This window comes from Nocardia sp. N2S4-5, from assembly GCF_044628355.1.
Taxonomy (GTDB): Bacteria; Actinomycetota; Actinomycetes; order Mycobacteriales; family Mycobacteriaceae; genus Nocardia; species Nocardia wallacei_B.
Map to the genome: position 1 here is coordinate 5,633,278 of NZ_JBIUPM010000001.1, position 15,819 is coordinate 5,649,096.

General features: G+C 69.2%; 19 protein-coding genes. 3 read left to right on the forward strand and 16 right to left on the reverse strand.

All coding sequences use genetic code 11. The features are described from left to right. Positions 1–36: 36 nt before the first annotated feature. Genes ACFMRZ_RS26025 through ACFMRZ_RS26035 form a run of 3 tightly spaced genes read right to left on the reverse strand, consistent with a single transcriptional unit; the run spans position 37 to position 4,553 of the window. Positions 37–2,379: a phage minor head protein gene (locus ACFMRZ_RS26025; RefSeq protein ID WP_400181116.1), complete on the reverse strand. Its 2,343-nt coding sequence runs from the start codon at positions 2,377–2,379 to the stop codon at positions 37–39. After that, positions 2,376–4,208 (reverse strand): hypothetical protein, encoded by a 1,833-nt coding sequence (locus ACFMRZ_RS26030; protein WP_400181117.1) that lies wholly within the window; start codon positions 4,206–4,208, stop codon positions 2,376–2,378. The genes ACFMRZ_RS26025 and ACFMRZ_RS26030 overlap by 4 nt, the downstream gene beginning before the upstream one ends. A 48-nt stretch (positions 4,209–4,256) precedes the next feature. Further along, positions 4,257–4,553 (reverse strand): hypothetical protein, encoded by a 297-nt coding sequence (locus ACFMRZ_RS26035; protein ID WP_400181118.1) that lies wholly within the window; start codon positions 4,551–4,553, stop codon positions 4,257–4,259. Between the two features lie 324 nt (positions 4,554–4,877). Between ACFMRZ_RS26035 and ACFMRZ_RS26040 the strand changes: the two genes are divergently transcribed. The 3 genes from ACFMRZ_RS26040 (at position 4,878) to ACFMRZ_RS26050 (ending at position 5,889) form a co-directional block, all read left to right on the forward strand. After that, positions 4,878–5,210: a hypothetical protein gene (locus tag ACFMRZ_RS26040; protein WP_400181119.1), complete on the forward strand. Its 333-nt coding sequence runs from the start codon at positions 4,878–4,880 to the stop codon at positions 5,208–5,210. Positions 5,211–5,464: 254 nt separating this feature from the next. Then, positions 5,465–5,686, forward strand: coding sequence for a hypothetical protein (locus ACFMRZ_RS26045; RefSeq protein WP_400181120.1), 222 nt, complete (start codon positions 5,465–5,467; stop codon positions 5,684–5,686). Between the two features lie 11 nt (positions 5,687–5,697). Continuing rightward, a complete protein-coding gene (locus ACFMRZ_RS26050) occupies positions 5,698–5,889 on the forward strand; it encodes a hypothetical protein (protein ID WP_280366147.1) in 192 nt (63 codons plus the stop codon). Positions 5,890–6,096: 207 nt separating this feature from the next. Here the strand turns inward: ACFMRZ_RS26050 and ACFMRZ_RS26055 are convergent, their stop codons facing one another. The 13 genes from ACFMRZ_RS26055 to ACFMRZ_RS26115 form a co-directional block, all read right to left on the reverse strand. Further along, entirely contained in the window at positions 6,097–6,630 is a 534-nt protein-coding gene (locus ACFMRZ_RS26055; RefSeq protein WP_400181121.1) for an NUMOD4 domain-containing protein, read from the reverse strand. A 31-nt stretch (positions 6,631–6,661) separates the two neighbouring features. Beyond that, positions 6,662–8,200, reverse strand: a complete 1,539-nt coding sequence (locus ACFMRZ_RS26060) for a hypothetical protein (RefSeq protein WP_400181122.1) — start codon at positions 8,198–8,200, stop codon at positions 6,662–6,664. Between the two features lie 11 nt (positions 8,201–8,211). Next, complete coding sequence (locus ACFMRZ_RS26065; RefSeq protein ID WP_280392875.1) at positions 8,212–8,736, reverse strand: hypothetical protein; 525 nt, start codon at positions 8,734–8,736, stop codon at positions 8,212–8,214. After that, positions 8,733–9,197: a hypothetical protein gene (locus ACFMRZ_RS26070; protein WP_400181123.1), complete on the reverse strand. Its 465-nt coding sequence runs from the start codon at positions 9,195–9,197 to the stop codon at positions 8,733–8,735. Before ACFMRZ_RS26070 ends, ACFMRZ_RS26065 begins: the two co-directional genes overlap by 4 nt. A 112-nt stretch (positions 9,198–9,309) precedes the next feature. Next, entirely contained in the window at positions 9,310–10,032 is a 723-nt protein-coding gene (locus ACFMRZ_RS26075; protein WP_280366137.1) for a site-specific DNA-methyltransferase, read from the reverse strand. A gap of 55 nt (positions 10,033–10,087) precedes the next feature. Next, positions 10,088–10,591 carry a hypothetical protein gene (locus ACFMRZ_RS26080; protein WP_400181124.1) on the reverse strand — a complete coding sequence of 168 codons (504 nt, stop codon included), beginning with the start codon at positions 10,589–10,591 and terminating at the stop codon, positions 10,088–10,090. Then, positions 10,588–10,842, reverse strand: coding sequence for a hypothetical protein (locus ACFMRZ_RS26085; RefSeq protein ID WP_400181125.1), 255 nt, complete (start codon positions 10,840–10,842; stop codon positions 10,588–10,590). Before ACFMRZ_RS26085 ends, ACFMRZ_RS26080 begins: the two co-directional genes overlap by 4 nt. A gap of 64 nt (positions 10,843–10,906) precedes the next feature. Next, a complete protein-coding gene (locus tag ACFMRZ_RS26090) occupies positions 10,907–11,992 on the reverse strand; it encodes an alpha/beta hydrolase family protein (RefSeq protein WP_400181126.1) in 1,086 nt (361 codons plus the stop codon). Continuing rightward, entirely contained in the window at positions 11,989–12,954 is a 966-nt protein-coding gene (locus tag ACFMRZ_RS26095; RefSeq protein WP_400181127.1) for a hypothetical protein, read from the reverse strand. Before ACFMRZ_RS26095 ends, ACFMRZ_RS26090 begins: the two co-directional genes overlap by 4 nt. Positions 12,955–12,990: 36 nt before the next feature. Continuing rightward, positions 12,991–13,377 carry a hypothetical protein gene (locus ACFMRZ_RS26100; protein WP_400181128.1) on the reverse strand — a complete coding sequence of 129 codons (387 nt, stop codon included), beginning with the start codon at positions 13,375–13,377 and terminating at the stop codon, positions 12,991–12,993. Positions 13,378–13,482: 105 nt separating this feature from the next. Further along, a complete protein-coding gene (locus tag ACFMRZ_RS26105) occupies positions 13,483–13,839 on the reverse strand; it encodes an rRNA adenine N-6-methyltransferase family protein (RefSeq protein ID WP_400181129.1) in 357 nt (118 codons plus the stop codon). A 278-nt stretch (positions 13,840–14,117) separates the two neighbouring features. Beyond that, positions 14,118–15,260, reverse strand: a complete 1,143-nt coding sequence (locus ACFMRZ_RS26110; RefSeq protein WP_400181130.1) for a glycosyltransferase family 4 protein — start codon at positions 15,258–15,260, stop codon at positions 14,118–14,120. Between the two features lie 92 nt (positions 15,261–15,352). Continuing rightward, positions 15,353–15,790 (reverse strand): DUF3592 domain-containing protein, encoded by a 438-nt coding sequence (locus tag ACFMRZ_RS26115; RefSeq protein WP_400182972.1) that lies wholly within the window; start codon positions 15,788–15,790, stop codon positions 15,353–15,355. Between the last annotated feature and the right edge of the window lie 29 nt (positions 15,791–15,819).

The window sequence follows — 15,819 nt, forward strand, 5'->3', positions numbered from 1 at the left end:
TTGCGGCTGCTGCCGCCACACCCGCATCCCATGGGGTCATCCCTTCCGGTTGTTCACAGCAGCGACCAGCGCCCGGGCGTCGGCCCGGCGGCGGTCGGCGATGACGGAGCGGGCCCGTTGCAGGCGGGCCTCGCTGGTGCGGAACTCGCGCACGGCCTCGATCGCGACGGTGCGCAGGATCGTGGTGTCCAGGCGGCGGTGGACCGGGCGCGGGCCGAGGGCCGCGACGAGTGCGGTGGTGTGCCCGTTTTCGTCGTCGCGGCCGCGCAGCACCGGGAAGCCCGGCGTATTTACCGACAAGGCGGCGACCAGCTCCAAGCTGCCGCCGATGTACCGCCAGTCCCCTGACAGCGGAGCCGATAGGCCGTCGCGTACCTGGGCGTCGGTGGCGTCGGGGTGGAGCACGCCGGATATCCAGATGCCATGGGCGTCTTCCCCAGCGCGCACGTACGCCCAGCAGGTGCCGGTGTTGTCGTAGTGCTCGGCCGCGGCGCGCGCATTGAGGCTGTCGTCGGCGTGGCCGCCGCCTACGGTGAGTCGGCCGACTGGGAGCCAACTCTGGTCGCTGGTCTGCACGGAGGACACATGGAAATGTGCGTACCCGGTGGCCGAGTGCGGTGGGGTGACGCATCGATCCGAGCGGCCGACATGGCAGGTGCCGAACGCCGCGAGGTGTCCTTGCACGCGGCCGTCGGCGGTGATGTGCAGGGCAGTCGGCTCCGTGAATCCCGGGTCGGCGAACAAGGCCGGGTCGGGCCGGAACGGCGGCGTGGCGGCAGCCATGAGCACGGCGGCGGCCACCGGCTGCCCGTCGCCCTCTTCGTCCTTGAGGGTGATCGTGGTGGTGCCGAACGCAGGGATGTTGACGAGCGTGGCCGCGGTGATAATCGCCGATGTGTACACCTGCACTGCGCGTTCCAGCTCGTCGTAGTCGGTGTCCTCGGTTACCAGCTCGCCTGCTTCGGTGCGCAGTTCCCATGCGACGTCGGCCGGGTCGATGCTGGGATTGGTGATGCCTTCTTCGATTTGCAGCAAAGCCCTTGCGGCATCGTCGGTGTCGAGGAAGTGACCGGTAGCCATTACCGAACCGTCGACAAGTTCGATGCTGTCGATTACGCCGACGGCGATCGAGCCGTCATGGCCGGGCGTCATGCGCTCCTGCCACATCAGCGGCATCGGGGTGTCTCGGAATCGCAGGTCCATGTCGGCGGCCAACATGCGGCGGTCGTCGGTCGGGACGCCGAGGTGGGCGAGGACTGCGGTGAACGTGCGCATGGCGGGGATCCTCTCGGTTGGGGGTGCAGCAGCGTTGATCTGTCCGACCCCTCCCGGGTCGTCCCGGGCGCGGATGACGCCCTCGTCTTCGCGGCGGCGCTCGATCTCGTCCTCGCGGGTGCCGACCCGGTTACGGACCGTCGCGTCACCGGGACTGCGTTCGGTCTGCCGGTCTTCCTCGTCGGGCAGCTCCTCGTCGTCGGCGAGGATCATGATCGAGCAGCGGCAGTTACAGACCTCGCTGGCTGGTGCTTCGGGGTCGCCGGGCCAGCGCAGTTTCACGCCGTTGGCCAGCTGGAAATCCCCGTCGAGGTCGACACGTTGCCCGTCCACCGCGAAATGTGTTGTGCGCGTGCGGTTGTCGATGGTGGCGAGCCATGCTTTCTGGAGGATCTCGCCGGTGATCTCGCCCATGACGCGCGCAGACTCGAGACGGGCGGCATTCAGGGCGCCGGCGGTCTCGGTGCGGGCGACCAGCGCGGGCCGGCGGCCGCCGAACGTCTCGAGGTTTTCCACGTCCAAGACGTGGGCGATCCGGTCGGACATCTGCCGGATCGACTCGCCCTCACGGGTGGCGTCGACGAGCTCGTCGGCAATGATCGCGAACGCCGTGTCGGGCGTCCTCACCATGCGGTTGTTGACCGCGCCGAGGTAGTTGCTGGTCCAGGCCTGCACCGACGGCACCGCGGCCACCAACTCCGGCGTGAGACCTTCCTCACCGGGCCCGGGAACCCGAGTCGGGCGGTCGACCCCGTCCGGGATCACCGGGATATCCAGCTCATGCAGCAGAGTGACGAGATCACCGGCGGTCACACCGAGCCCGGCGAGTTCCGCGGTCATCTGCTCCCACATCAAGTCGCCCAGGCCAGGCAGGAACACCGCGGCCAGGATCGCCTCCCAGTCGGCCTGCGTCAGCGCGATCGCCTCCGGCTGCGGGGGCGGCGGCTCCGGCCCGTCCTCGGCCGCCGCAGACAACGTGGTGGACAGCACCGCCGCCCGGGCGAGAGGAAGCCACTGCCGGTAGCACTCCAACGCCAGAGCCTTCACGCGCCGCTCGGCCTGCAGCACGGTCAGCAGGGCGTGGTGGCGCGTGCGGGGAATCACCGCATCACCGCCAGCGCGTCACGGGTACCGATCGTGGCGTGCCCGGGGCCTTGCAGCGCCTGCGAGGCGCGCAGGACGACCAGGTCGCGGATCCGGTCCGGGTCGGCGCGGACGGCTCGCGCGAGGTCGTCAGTGAATCCCGCGTCCCATCCGGCGATGAGCCGCAGCGTTTCCGCGGCGGTGGCGACCGGCGGTAGATGCATGTGGAGCTGCCAGGGCGGCGTGTCCGGGTACTTCGCTTGGTCGGCGCGGGTACACCGCCGCTTGCCGGCCAGCTCGAGGGCGCGCACCAGCAGCAGGCTCGCCATCGCCCGAGCCGGCTCCGCGGAGGCCTCGACATTGTCGGGTTCCTCAGGCTCCTGCTCGCGCGGCGCCTCGATCTCCCGCTGCGGGCCGGCCGCCGGTGGCGCGGTGGGCAGCGCGGGCATCGGCACACCGAGCAGCGGCCCGAGCGTCGTGATCAGCTCCGGCTTACGGGCGACCGTGTCGCGCGCGAACTGCTTCCAGCCCTCCTCGGTGTTGAGGTCGTAGCCGTCGTCGTCGGTGAACCCGAGGTACTTGCGCAGTGCGGCATTGGACAGGGCGCCGCGCTCGTTGGCGTCGAGAGCCTCACCCTTGCGATCGGGATCCTGGGTGAGCTGGGTGGTGTCGAACCACACCACGTATTTCTCCGGGTCGAGGCCCTTCTTCTCGAGGACTGGCCGGAACAGAGCGGTGGTGACGGCGTCGGCGATGATCTCGAGCAGCGGCACGATGTGGGTGCGGACCGTGTCTTCCTGCATGGCCCACGCGTTCCAGTGGTTCATGTCGGACAGGCCCAGCAGCACCTCCGCGGGAATGTCGAGGCTCAGCGCGAGCCGCCGGATCGCGGCCTCCCGGATCTTGAGCTGCTGCTCGTTCACGTCGGAATGGAGATCGAGGATCGTCGCCTTGTCGGTGTACTCGCCGGCGACAGTGGCCACGATCGGCAGATGCGCGGCTGCCGAGTCCGGGTCTTCGGTGGCGGTCTCGGCAACCTCGAACAGCAGCTCCTGTAAGTCCTGGGCGGTCGCGCGGACGTGCACGGGGGCCGGCGGCGGCAGCGTCGGCGCGTCGGGATCGACCGGTGCCGCGGTCGGTGCAGAGATCGTCTTCGGCAGCGACATCTCCGCAGGGAGCATCAGGATCTTGTTGCCGATCAGCCGCGACTTTCCGGCATGGCGGATTGTGGCGGTGGTCTGCACGATTTCGGCCAGGACGTCGAGCGCTGATCGGACGGGAGAGTCCGCGTCGACCGCCCGGCGGGGATGGGGTCGCCAGATGCGGAACAGCACGTCGATCTTCGGCCGGAACTCGTGCTTCGTGCCGTCGTCGAGCGTGAGCGTGATCTCGCCGGTCCCGCGGTTGTTGATCTCGGAGCGGTCGAGCAGGTGCCACTCCTCCATCTCCTCGTCGCCATTCGACCGGACGATCACCGCGACAAAACCCTGCCCCGGGATGGTGAGGAAAACGGCTGTGCGACCGAGCAATTGGGCTTGCCCGGTCGGGCCGCCAGCGATGTCACGGACGATCTCGCGTGCCAGTGCGTTGTCTGTCTCGCCGGTCGGTCGGCCGGTGTCCGGATCGATCTCGGACGCGACGAGCCGGCACTGGGTAAGCGACCCGTACAGCCAGGTACACACGTAGTGCAGCTCGCCGCATCGCTCGTACATCTCCCAGGCCCGAGCCGCCCAGTCCTGGCTGCTGCTCTCGACACCCAGTGTCGCCCTGAACGTCCTGAGCGGGTCCTTCACCGGTTGCACGGCAGCAGTCGTCACCTGGGGTTTGCGACGTGCGAAGATCCGGGCCATGCCGCCGGACGGTATGCAGCAGGCGTGCACGGCCACGGTGTGCGGAGCCTAGTCGGAGTTGAACAGGCCCGCCTTCTCCGCGGCGGCTGTCAGCTGAGATGCGGCCAGCGCCAGGATCGGCAGCAGCCACCACGACAGGCCGAGGACGTAGATCGGTACCGGCGCGGACGCGGCGCCGGTCCAAATGCTGGAGCACCAGACGCAGTGCACCAGGTACGTCAGTTTCGACTGGGGAAATCGTCCGGCCAGCGCGCTGCGGATTGGTTGGGTGAGCGAGTCGTGGGTGACCAACCGGGTGAGGCGCACAACGGCGACAACCCAGATGGCGAGGATGAGCGCGGTCATGGCCCGCACGGTACGGAGCAGGGGTGCTTGGATAGGTGCATGAGCGACCAGCAAGGCGACGTAGAACCGGCCTGCCGGGACGGATCGCATGGTTGGCTGGACCGGTCCAATCGTCAGTGTGGGTGCGGTCGGTATGTGCTCATTCCGTCGCCAGCGCCGAACGTGTCGGCCTCGATGATGACAACTCTTTGCGACATCCGGAAACACCGTTTGTGCGAGGAGTCCCGAAACACTTGTGCGTGCAACTGCCACACCAATTTCTGAAGCCGAGCCGAGCCTGGGTGATATGGCCGGTCGTGCAGCCCACGTTCCTACCGTCCAGCTATGGGCAGCACATCGCATCACCCCACCGTCCAACGGTTCCGGCCGCGCGCCACCGTCGAAGCCATCCAGTGGCCCGAACACACCAGCGACAGCCACGCATACAGCCACCGGGTCGCAGAGATCCACCGTTGGGTCAACGACCACGGCGGCGACACCGAGGTCGTGATCGACAGCGGTGACGCGTATACGGTGATCACTACGCCTAGAGGGCGACGGGTGCGGATCTTGCACGGCGATTGGATCATCCGCGGCACCACCGGCAGTTTCTTCATCTCGAAACCTGATGCCTTCGCCAGCGACTACGAGCCGGTGTCGGACGGCTCGAATGGCTGACCGGCACAGGTGCGTTCTCCCGATGCGAGAGTGGCGCGTCTATACACCCGGTGGCCTCGCCGGGCATATGGAGCACGTACCCGATGGCCGCGAGGGGGCAGTCTGGCTATGCGAAAGCTGCCGCGCCGTGTGGATCGTGCGGAAGGCGAAGCGTCCCAGGGAGCGCGGACGCGTCTGGAATCCCAACGCCCTGGAATGGCACGAACTCGATCCGATCTCCGCCTGGTGGCTGCGGCGGAAACTGAGGAGCACCCGTGATCAAGCATGAAGACACCACCGCAGGCGCCGGCGTCGTCGGTCTGAGCGAGGGCGCGAAGCTTCCGACCGAGGTCGGAATCATCAAGGCCAAGGGCGTCGATACGGGCCATATCGTCCTGCTCACCCGGTTCGACAGCATCTTGTTCACGCCGACCAACGCCATCCGACTCGGCTGGCTCCTGATCCGGCGCGGCCTGGCTGAGGCGGTCGGCCGATGAGGTGCGGGTGCATGTGGGACTGCAAACACGAATGGTGCGGATGCCCCCACCACGCGACCGAGCCCGCACCACCGGCCAACAACCCGTTGGAGGCTGCCCGCGCCCGCGTGGCCGCCGCAGAGGCCGCCCTCGAGGAAGCCAATGCGGCGGCACAAGCAGCGCACGAGGCGTACACGCGCCCGATCGACGGCGACCAGCCATGACCGCCGACACGATCCGGATACACCTGGGCCCGGTCACCTGCAGGTGCGGCCGACCCGTCCGGATGCCCGAATTCCAGTGCAGCGGCTGCAACCGGGACGCCGGCCAATGCCAGTGCGGAACGACCTGGGGCGTGTGCGGGCAAAGCGGGGCGCGGAGATCTGGCCTCCGTTAATCGCCGCTTACCGGCGGCCAGAAACGGCCCGGGTTCAGCGTGCTTTCCGTGCCTCGCGCCACACACGGGCAGCGGCCTGCCGACAGGCGCGGCACTGCCGGCTACCGCAGGCGTTGATCTGCAGATTGGGACCACTCAAGGGGTGGAGGCCGCGCTGGCACACGTCGCGGGTCTTGCCGAGGTTGCGCCGGCCGTTGCGGATCCCGATCTCCCGCACGGACATGATCGTCAGGTTCTCGATGCGGTTGTCCGTCTGGTCCTCGGAGATGTGAGCAATGCGGTGGCCGTCAGGCGGGACGCCGAGCCATGCCATGCCGATCAGCCGTGACGCGAGGACGTACCGCCGCTTTCCTGCTACCGAGATCGACACCTTCAAGCGGTTCCGGTCCAGGGTCGGCGTCAGGACCCTGCCGCGCAGCGATCGCGTCCTATGAGAGTTCGACATCCAGAGGTCGACCGAACGGATCCGTCCGAGGTTCGATGCCTCGTAGTACCCCTCGTAGCCCGGAATCGGGCGCCACAGTTCCGCGTCAGTCGTCGAAATCTGCTCGTCGGTGGGATCATTCATGCGGCGATAGGTACCGGGTCGGGGTGCAGCGTCAGATCTTGCGGGAGTACCAGGTGTTCCGAGCGCGGACCGGGTTGCGGACCGCGTCTCGTGGGTCGCGACCCAGTCGTGCGGGGGAGGCGAGCTGGGTTGTGCCGCCGAATATCTCGGTGAGGCGGTCGCGGGCGATGATGCCGGCGGCGACACGGTCGGGCTGGTGCTTGTGGGCTTGCCAGCCCACGGCATTGGTCTCGAAGGTGGTCAGCTGGTGGCCGTGGACGATGCAGCGGCCGGTCTCGAGGTCGAACCGCAAGCCGATGCTGCGCACGACGGCGTCGCCGGTGCCGCGCCACATGTGCACCCGAAAAGGTTGTTCCGCCCCAGGGTCCGGGCCCGCGTCACGGATCCGTTCCCAGGCTCGGATCACGGTGTCGCGGTAGGTGGTCGGCACGGCGTACCCCTCGCAGGCGATCTCGTGCGCTCCCGTTTCCAGCGCGAGCTGGACCGCGCGGGTGGCCCATTCGTTCGAGGTGAGCTTGGCGGACCAGTCGTGGGTGAGCATGATGGCGCCATCGGCGGTGATGCCGGCTGCGAGGATGCCGGCCTCGTCGCCTTCGCCGGTGTCCGCCGGGTCGACCGCAACAATGCGCAGCACGAACTCCGGCCGGACGGCGATCCGGTGATCGTCGAACCACTTCGCCTCGAACAGGCCGCCGGTCAATGGTCGTGGGTTGCCCTGGTACATGGCGTTCCAGACGCGGGCCGGGCTCTGCTGGCGCAGCTTCACCCAGTCCTGCCCGCGGGGTGAATCGAGAAGTTCGCCCGGTGCGCGGCCGAGCGAATCCATGACGCCGTCCTCGGCGATCGCGGGGAAGTTCAGCACTCGCCATTCGCCGGGCATCTTGTCCTGGAGGTAAGCCAACGCGTCCTTGTCGTTCCACCGGGTGCTGATGGCGACGATCGGCGCCGTGCCGCTGAGGCGCTGCAGGGCGACCGAGTCCAACCAGGAGTTCACGCGCCGCTGGATCGCCTCGCTGTCGGCTTCCTCCATCGACCCGTAGAGGTCGTCGAGGAGTAGGAAGTCGGCGGGGATACCGGCGATCTTCGTGCCGACGCCCACGGCGGTCAGTGATCCGTTGTGGCCCTGGAGCTTCCAGAACTTGGCCGCCGAGGCACGTCTGGGTACGGCCAGGCCGAGGCGGTCGGGGAGTTTCTCGCCGGTCTCGGCGTGAGCGTTGGAGCCGTAGGTCTGGATGATGGTGCGGATCTCGGCCGAGTGCTTGAGGGCCAGGTGCTCGGCGTGGGTCGCGATGACGATGCGCCAGTCCGGGCTACGCAGGAAGGCGCGCACGGTGCCGGCGACGGCGGCGCGCTGGGTTTTGCCGGTCTGGGACGGCATGGAGATCATGAGCCGCGCCGCGGGCGTGCTGTAGGCCCATTCCAGGTTCTCGTCGATCTTCTGCAGCGCGGGGGTCTGGTAGATCCCGGGGTTGAGATAGTGGATGAGTTTTCCGGCGGTGGGGTAGTCCCGGACGCAGCGCAGCCGGGTGATCTCGCGGCGCAGGAACGCTTCGTTCGCTGCGGTCTGCATGAGCGGCGCCATCAGAACAAGGTGAGCTGGTCGGGATCGGCGGGTCGGCGGCGTAGGCGCGGCCGGGCCCGGGTGGAGCCGAGGTATCGCCGGTAGGTCGTGGCGCGGTGCTGATCTTCGCGACATCGGCCGCGGAGATCGCGGATCTGGTCGACCGCGGTGGCCAGCTGCGCGCGGGAGCGGGTGGCGGACTGCTCGCACTTGCCGAGGGCGGTCTGGCACCAGCGGTCGAGGGACTCGACGCGGTCGGCGTGGGCCTGGGCGCGTGCCTCGGCGACGAGCCACCGGCTCGTCATGACGGTCAGTGGGTCGGCGCGCAGGTACCGGATTTTGCGGATGCCGCATCCGCAGCGGTTGCCGATCTCCTGGGCGGTGAGGCCGTGCGCGGTGAGGTGGGCGACGAGCCAGCACTGGTCGGCGTGCGGCAGTTTGAGGATGCGGACACCGCCGGCCAGCGCGGCGTCGACGAGGAGCGGGTCCGGCTCCCACGGCTGGCTGTCATGTGCGGTAGGCCGCCGCTCGAGAACGGCGGTCACCGGGTGCCGCCGGGAAGTGCGGCGGTTGGTTGTTGCAGGGCGACGTATTCGGCGAGGGCGGCCCGGAATTCGTCCGGGGTCATTCGGTCGCCGTGTTCGGCGGTGAGTTCGCGGTTGAGGCCGTGCAGCTTGTTGATGGCCTCCATGACGCGCAGCACGATCGCGGCGGCCTTGTCGTCGGGGGACCGCGGGTCGTCGTTCTCGTCGAGTGCGGTGCCGACGGCGTGCGGCCACCAGGCGCGGAGGAGGGCGAGGTAGCGGCCGTCCTGGATGATTCGGTATTCGTCGGCGCTGGCCGATTCCCAGCGGTCGAGGATGCCGCTGACGGCTTTTCGTACGCCGGATTCGGTCTTCCAGTACTGGGTTTGTTCGCAGATGGATTGCCAGGTGTGGCCCTCGATGCGCATCTGGAGGGCCTCGAGGGCGCGGGTGCGCTGGTCTTTGCGGTGGTAGTTCGCCATGTGGCGGTCACCTCCATCCGCGATCACTCATCTCTGTACGTCGTACATAGTACGGCGAACGGGGTTTGCGCAGAGTTGTCCAGTGCCGCAATTCCGGCGGCGTGTAGCGGGATCAGCAGGCGTGGACGGAGGCGAGGCGCTCGGTGGCGGTGTCGGCGTAAGCGGGGACGCCTTCGATGCCGAGGAAGCGCCGGCCTTCGAGGACCGCGGCGACGCCGGTGGTGCCGCTGCCGGCGAAGGGGTCGAGGATGCGGCCGTCGGCGGGGACGGTGCGCACGAGGTCGCACATCAGCTCGACGGGCTTGGCGGTGATGTGCTGGCGGTGGCGGCCTTTCGGGCTGCCGTAGGTGTAGACGCCGGGCAGGCATGGCGGTTTGTGGTCGGCGTCGAGCTGGCCGTGCGACGCCCACAGGATGTACTCGGATTCGTTGCGGAATCCGGGGTTGGGTCTGGCGTTGGTTTTGCGCCACACCACGATTCCGCGCCACCGCCAGCCCGCGACCTGCAGAGCGTCGCTGAGCGCAGGGAGCTGGCGCCAATCGGTGAACACGAGGGCCTGGCCGCCGGGCCGGACGAGCCGCAGCGTTTCGGTGAGCCAGATCGACGACCATACGGTGAACGACCGCTGGTCTCGCTGATCGGGGAAGTCCGGCATGCCGTGGCCGGCGACCGAGGTGGAGTCGGTGTATTTCTGCTGGGCGGTGCGGGTGGTGCGGTCGATGGTGGAGGTGCCGCCCGAGCAGTAGGGCGGATCGGTGATGAGCGCGTCGAACGACGCCGAGGGCAGGTCCCGCATGACGGTGAGCGCCTCACCGCAGATGATGTGCTCCGACATGATTCCGACCATATCTCGAAAATTCGTTCGAACGACCGGCGGAAACGTCCGCCCGTCAGCGGCGGCCGTGGTTGTGCCGTCCCGCCTGTCGCGCGCTGGGTGGCGGTTGGCGCCTGAGTGGTGCGAGCGTGACTCGCTGGTGCTGGGGGCGCGGATCGCGGTATGGCAACACCGGATAGGGCGGCGTATGGCGGCGGCCGGGCGCGGCGGGACCGTGTTGTCTCTGGGTGGGTTGCCTCGCCTTGATCGTCGCGAATTGCTGGGCCAATGGAGCGAGCGCCTCGGCCAGCTGCCGGAATGCCTCCGTGAAGGCCTGCACGATCGGGCGCAGCTGCTCGCCGAGCTGGACGAATGCGGCGTGCGGCTGCTGGCTGGTCTCCGGAGTGATTTCAAGGGCGGCTGCTTCTATCCGGACCGGGGTCCGGTCAGCGAGCATCCAGGCGGGGGCATCCCCGCGGCGTATGCCTTGCTCGATTTGCCAGTCGACCAGTTCGGCGATGTCGTCGGTGGCGGCGAGGCAGTCGATCTCGTCGAGGACGTGCTGCTCCGGGTTGGTCACCGGTCCGGTGTTCCGGGCGCGGCGGCGATTTCGTCGGCCAGCGCCGACAGCGCGGCTGCGGCCGCGGAGATCTCGGCGAGCTGTTCGGCGGGCAGCTTGGCCAGCGCCTTGCGCGCTTTCGGGAGGTCAGCGCGCAGCATCCAGCCGAACGCGCCCTGCGCGGTGAGGATGCTCGTGGCGGTGGCTGCCTGCTCCTGGAAGCGTTGCAGCGCGGCGTCGAGCCGCTGGCCGGGTGTGGTCTCGTCGCTCATGGTGGTGATCCTCCTAGGTCAAGGCCCCGGCTGGGAGCAGCCGGGGCGTTGACTCGATGGTGGGCTATCGGCGCCAGTCGACTTCGGGCCAGTCGCCGAGGGCGTCGGGCTGGCCGGTGAGGGCTTGGTCGAGGAATGTGGCGGTGAGTTCGCGGGTGATGGTGGTGGCGCGTCGGGCGGGCAGTGTGCCGCACAGCTCGCCCGCCTCGGGCGCGAACGTGCACAGGTCGGTCGGGGAGTAGTGGCCGCCGCCTGCGGTCGTGGCGAGCCGGAATGGGCCGGTCGTGTTGTGCCCGAACTTGATCCAGCTGGCGTGGACCATGCTGCCGAATGCGAGGACGAGCACAGGCCGGTCGAGTCCCTGGTTCTCGACGCCGGTGGTGCCGGGCCAGCCCGCAGAGCCGTCGAGCACGACGCCGGCGCGGACGCGCGGGTCGGCCTGCATGGTGGCGACCGCGGTGTAGCCGCCGTAGGAGTGGCCGACCGCGACGATCCGGGACGCGTCGGTGTGGGCGCCGACCACGGGTAGCTCGCCGAGGTGGTCTAGGACCAGGCGGACGTCGTCGACGCGCGTGGCCAGCGCGGCACGCATGTAACCGGGGTCGTCGCTGCGCGGCGGCGTGCCGGTCACGATCGTGCCGTCCGCGAGTTCGACCGCGGGGGATTCGCCGGTGTGGTCGACGACCAGGGCGATGTAGCCGCGGCTGGCGAGGTCGGCGGCCGCGCCGGACAGGATCCAGCGCGGTGTGCCCATTCCCGGCGACAGCACGGCGACGGGCACCCGGTCGAGGCCTTCGGCGAACGGCGCGTCCTGGGCGGCCGGGGCGTGCATCCACATCGCGCCGTCGGTCGCGACGTGCAGCGCGGCCGGTGCGGTCGACGCCGGCACGTAGAGAGCCGCCCGGCCGCCGCCGGCGGCGGGGTACCAGGCCGACACCATCACTGTGCGGGCGCCGGCGGTGACCGCGATGTCGGTGCGTCCGACCGGATGCGGGCCCGCAGGGGCGGCGATCGGAGTGCCGATCCGGGCGGCCGGTTGGCAGGCACCCGCCGAGCTGGTGCACAGCACGCCGGTGACATCGGCGCGGGCCGGTCCGGCGGCGGCCACCGTGAGCGCAAGGACGATCCACATGAGACGGGCGAGGGTCACTGTGATTTCTTCTCCTGCGCTTGGGAATTGGGGCGGACGACTGTTCTTCGCGGTGCCGGTGGATCCGACGGCGGATCGGGCTCGGCCGCCTTCGCTTTGACGATCTGGTCTCGCATCTGGTGGGCGGTGCCCATTGCGGACTGGTAGGCGTTTGCGAGCACGTCGTTCTGGCGAATGAAGATGTTCTCGACCCGTTTGGCGTGCGACCGGCGTTCGTCGTCGAGCGAGGTCTGCAGTTGCTCGGTCTTGGACTCGGCGGTCTGGGCGGCGCGGAGGGCGTTGTCGCGGTCGGCTTCCGCCCGGGCCGCTCGTTCAGTGGCGGCGTCGAGCTGGTGCATGAGTTCCACCAATTGCGCGTCACGCAGCCCGATGGACTCGGCGATCTCGCGTTCGGTCTCCGCGGCGATCCGGTCGGCGCGGAGGATCGCGGCGTCACGGGCGGTGATCGCCTCGTCCGCGGCGCCTTCGGCCATGCGTTGGGCCTGGACGGCGTCGTTGCGCTCCGTCTGTAGCCGCGCGGCAGCGCGTTCGGCGCGAGCTTGCGCGGCCTTCGCCTTGGCGATCTCCAGATCCGCCTCCGCGCGGATGTGCGCAGCCTCGGCCTGGAGGGCCTGCGGATCGGCGATGTCGGCGACCAGGTTGTGTGCGTCGGCGACCACCGCGGCGAACCGCTGCTCCATCTCCGGCAGCTGCGAGACCAGTTCGCTGAGAGCCTGGATCCCGGATGTCACTGGCATCGCGGTCGAAGTGGGTTGTTCCGCAGCGGCTTTCGCCTCGGCCTTGGCCGCCGCACGGGTGAGCTTGCGGCGCTCGTCGTAGGCGCGGGAGTAGTTGTGCTCGGGATTGGCGCAGAACACCGGCGGCCGGCCGGGGCGCCCGGAGCGCTCGACGACGAGGTGCTTGCACCCGGGGAACGCGCACAGCGGGCGCTCGTGCCCGGGGGAAGGGACTGCCTGGAGCATGATGAAATCCGTTCAGGATCAATGAATTTGCTCGGATTACCTCGGGACCGAGGAAATGGAATCCGAGGAAATGGGCAGCACGCGGCCGGGGATGACGAGGGCCTGCCAGTAGTTCCCGCGAAGGAGAACGGTCGCGTCCGGATCGAAGGTGATCGACCGATGGTTCGCCACGGCCGACACGTCGATGTCGCCCTGGCGGTCCATCCGCTTGATCGCCCGGTTGAAGTCTTCCCAGCTCACTGTGGCGCGGTAGCGAAGCTCGCGGATGCTGACGGGTCCCGGGCGGGTCGTCTGCACGATGACCGCGTAGGCGTCGCGGATCCGGCGTTCGGCGGCTTCGAGAATGGCGCCCGCAGGCGCGGTAGCCGCCGGTCCGGCGTAGGGAGTCACGCGGTGGCTGAGGGGTGTCGGTGGGTTCGACATCGGGGGTGCGCTCCGTCGGGTCGGAGGAGGTGCAACCGGGGCGCGAATGCGGTTCAATAGGTGCTCATTGCACCCCATCTGCCCAGGTCAGCCTGATAACACCCCCTATCGTCCAATGACTGTGGTGATCCCGAACGGCACGTTCGCGACCACCGCGAAGGGGTCGCGCGGGGCCCGGACATCGCGGAAATCGGCGTGGTACAGCCGGATTCGGTCGTTGCCGCCGTAGCGGCGGCGCAGGCGGGCGACGTAGTGCGGGTCCTTCTCGTAGGCCAGCACCCGGCCGCCGGCGGCGAGAATATGCCTGGTCAGCATGCCGTCACCCGGACCTACCTCGAGGATCAGGCCGCCCGGCTCGATTCCGGCGGCGCGCACGATCATCGCCGCCGCACGGGCGTCAACGAGGAAATTCTGGGACAGCGTGGTGCGCGCCCGACGCGCGCGCGACAGTGAACGGGACATGGGTGTCCTCCGAACGGAGCGGTCGAATCAGAAAGGTGTGATTCGCCCGGACCCATGCCGGGACACGCGAGGCCGCGGCCGTTCGGCCGTCAGGGGAAACTCCGGATCAGCGGAGCACGAGGCGCTGCGCGGGCAGGGTCCAGGCTGCTGCGCGCAGCCGTACGAAGTACGCGCCGATCGCGCACGCGCCGTTCACGCCTGAACCTCCCATGCGGCACAGGGTAAACAGGCGCCCCACCCGGCCGCCACCGATTTCTTCGGCACGCCGCCTGCGGAAACTACGCCGTGCGGGACAGGCCCGACCGGTCGATGCCCTGCACATCCGCGTAGTGCCCCAGCAGTTCGGCGCAGATCGCGGGCCAGGTGCGGTGCAGGACGGATCTGCGGGCGGAGGCGGCGAAACGGGCACGCACCTCGGGATCCCGCAGCGCCCCGACGGCACTGGGCAGCAGTTCGGCGAAGCGGTCGACCGGCAGCAGATAACCGTTGCGGCAGTGCGAGATCAGGTCGCGCGGGCCACCGGCGTCCGGCCCGACCACCGGCAGGCCCGAGGCCAGCGCCTCCTGGACGCCCTGGCAGAACGTCTCGTGTTCGCCGGGATGCACCATCACGTCCAGACTCGCGTAGGCGCGGGCGAGTTCGGACCCGCCGAGTTCCCCGGTGAAGGTCGCCGTGGGCAGCAGCCGCGCCAGCCGCGCCCGTTCCGGACCGTCACCGACGATCACCAGCCGGACATCCGGGTCGTCGGCGAGCGCCACCAGTCGATCCACATGCTTCTCCGGCGCCAGCCGCCCGACGAATCCCACGATCAGCCGGCCGTCGGGGGACCACCGCTCCCGCAACTCCGCCGACCGCGCCGACGGCGTGAAGCGGGCGACGTCGACGCCGCGAGCCCAGCGGTGCACCCGCGGAATGCCATGCCGCGCAAGGTCTTCGGCGGCCGCCGTGGACGGCGCCAGGGTACGTGCCGCGCGCTCGTGGATGCGTCGCGTCCAGGCCCAGGCCGCACGCCGCGCCGGACCGAGCCCGTAGCTGGAGGCGAATCCGGCCACATCGGTCTGATACACCGCCACGGCGGGCAGATCGAGTCGCACCGCGGCGGCCGCACCGCCCGCGCCCAGCAGGAACGGCGACGCCAGATGCACGACGTCCGCACCGAATTCGTCGATCGCGGCGGTGATCCCCGGCTGCGGCAACCCCACGGGCAGCGAACTGATCTTCGGCACCATCACCGCCGGCACCCGCAGCACCGGAAAACGGCCGTGCGCGTGCGGTGCGGGCGGCAGTCCCCGCGGCGTGTCCGGCGCGATCACCAGCGCTTGATGACCATTGCGGTCCAGATGATCGAGCACCTGCAGCACGGAATTGACCACGCCGTTCATGTTCGGCAGAAACGACTCCGCGACAATCGCTACACGCACGATTCGAGTGTGAATCCGGGACGACGCGAACCCGCCACACCGACGTGACACCCGTACGAAGATCGGGCGAACACTGCACGACGCCGCGGCACTCAGTCCGAGGAGCGGCGCTCCGACCTGCGCAGCAGCCACAGCACCGGCAGTGCCAGCGCCCACGCCACCACGATCACCGACAACGCGGGAATGATGGCCACCCGGGCGTCGCGCCCGGCCACGCGCACGAGTTCCGGGTCTTCTTTGCTGTATTCGACGTTGATGCGCTCGCCGGCGGTCAGTTTCGTCGGATACAGCACGCCCACTTTGGGATTGCGCGTCACGCCGTCGGGCGTGACGTAGGTGATCGCCGACCGCAGCCGCCCCGCCGACAGCACCTCGGCGCTCGTCACGCCCTTGTTGGAATTGATCAACATATCGTCGCGCCAGGCCGCCAGCACCAGCAGCGCCGCCAGCACGCTCACGGCCGTCGCGGCCACCACGACAGCGATCCGGGCCCGCCGATGCCGCGGCCGGGGCTCGTCGGGCACCCCGATCCCGGGCTCGATCCGGCGTCCCCGCAGCT

Coding starts and splice junctions, on each gene's coding strand:
- ACFMRZ_RS26085 (WP_400181125.1), bottom strand. CDS start 10,842: ATGAGCGACGAGACCACACCCGGCCAGCGGCTCGACGCCGCGCTGCAA.
- ACFMRZ_RS26060 (WP_400181122.1), bottom strand. CDS start 8,200: ATGCAGACCGCAGCGAACGAAGCGTTCCTGCGCCGCGAGATCACCCGG.
- ACFMRZ_RS26075 (WP_280366137.1), bottom strand. CDS start 10,032: ATGTCGGAGCACATCATCTGCGGTGAGGCGCTCACCGTCATGCGGGAC.
- ACFMRZ_RS26030 (WP_400181117.1), bottom strand. CDS start 4,208: ATGGCCCGGATCTTCGCACGTCGCAAACCCCAGGTGACGACTGCTGCC.
- ACFMRZ_RS26070 (WP_400181123.1), bottom strand. CDS start 9,197: ATGGCGAACTACCACCGCAAAGACCAGCGCACCCGCGCCCTCGAGGCC.
- ACFMRZ_RS26105 (WP_400181129.1), bottom strand. CDS start 13,839: ATGTCCCGTTCACTGTCGCGCGCGCGTCGGGCGCGCACCACGCTGTCC.
- ACFMRZ_RS26050 (WP_280366147.1), top strand. CDS start 5,698: ATGTGGGACTGCAAACACGAATGGTGCGGATGCCCCCACCACGCGACC.
- ACFMRZ_RS26095 (WP_400181127.1), bottom strand. CDS start 12,954: ATGCTCCAGGCAGTCCCTTCCCCCGGGCACGAGCGCCCGCTGTGCGCG.
- ACFMRZ_RS26040 (WP_400181119.1), top strand. CDS start 4,878: ATGGGCAGCACATCGCATCACCCCACCGTCCAACGGTTCCGGCCGCGC.
- ACFMRZ_RS26035 (WP_400181118.1), bottom strand. CDS start 4,553: ATGACCGCGCTCATCCTCGCCATCTGGGTTGTCGCCGTTGTGCGCCTC.
- ACFMRZ_RS26100 (WP_400181128.1), bottom strand. CDS start 13,377: ATGTCGAACCCACCGACACCCCTCAGCCACCGCGTGACTCCCTACGCC.
- ACFMRZ_RS26055 (WP_400181121.1), bottom strand. CDS start 6,630: ATGAATGATCCCACCGACGAGCAGATTTCGACGACTGACGCGGAACTG.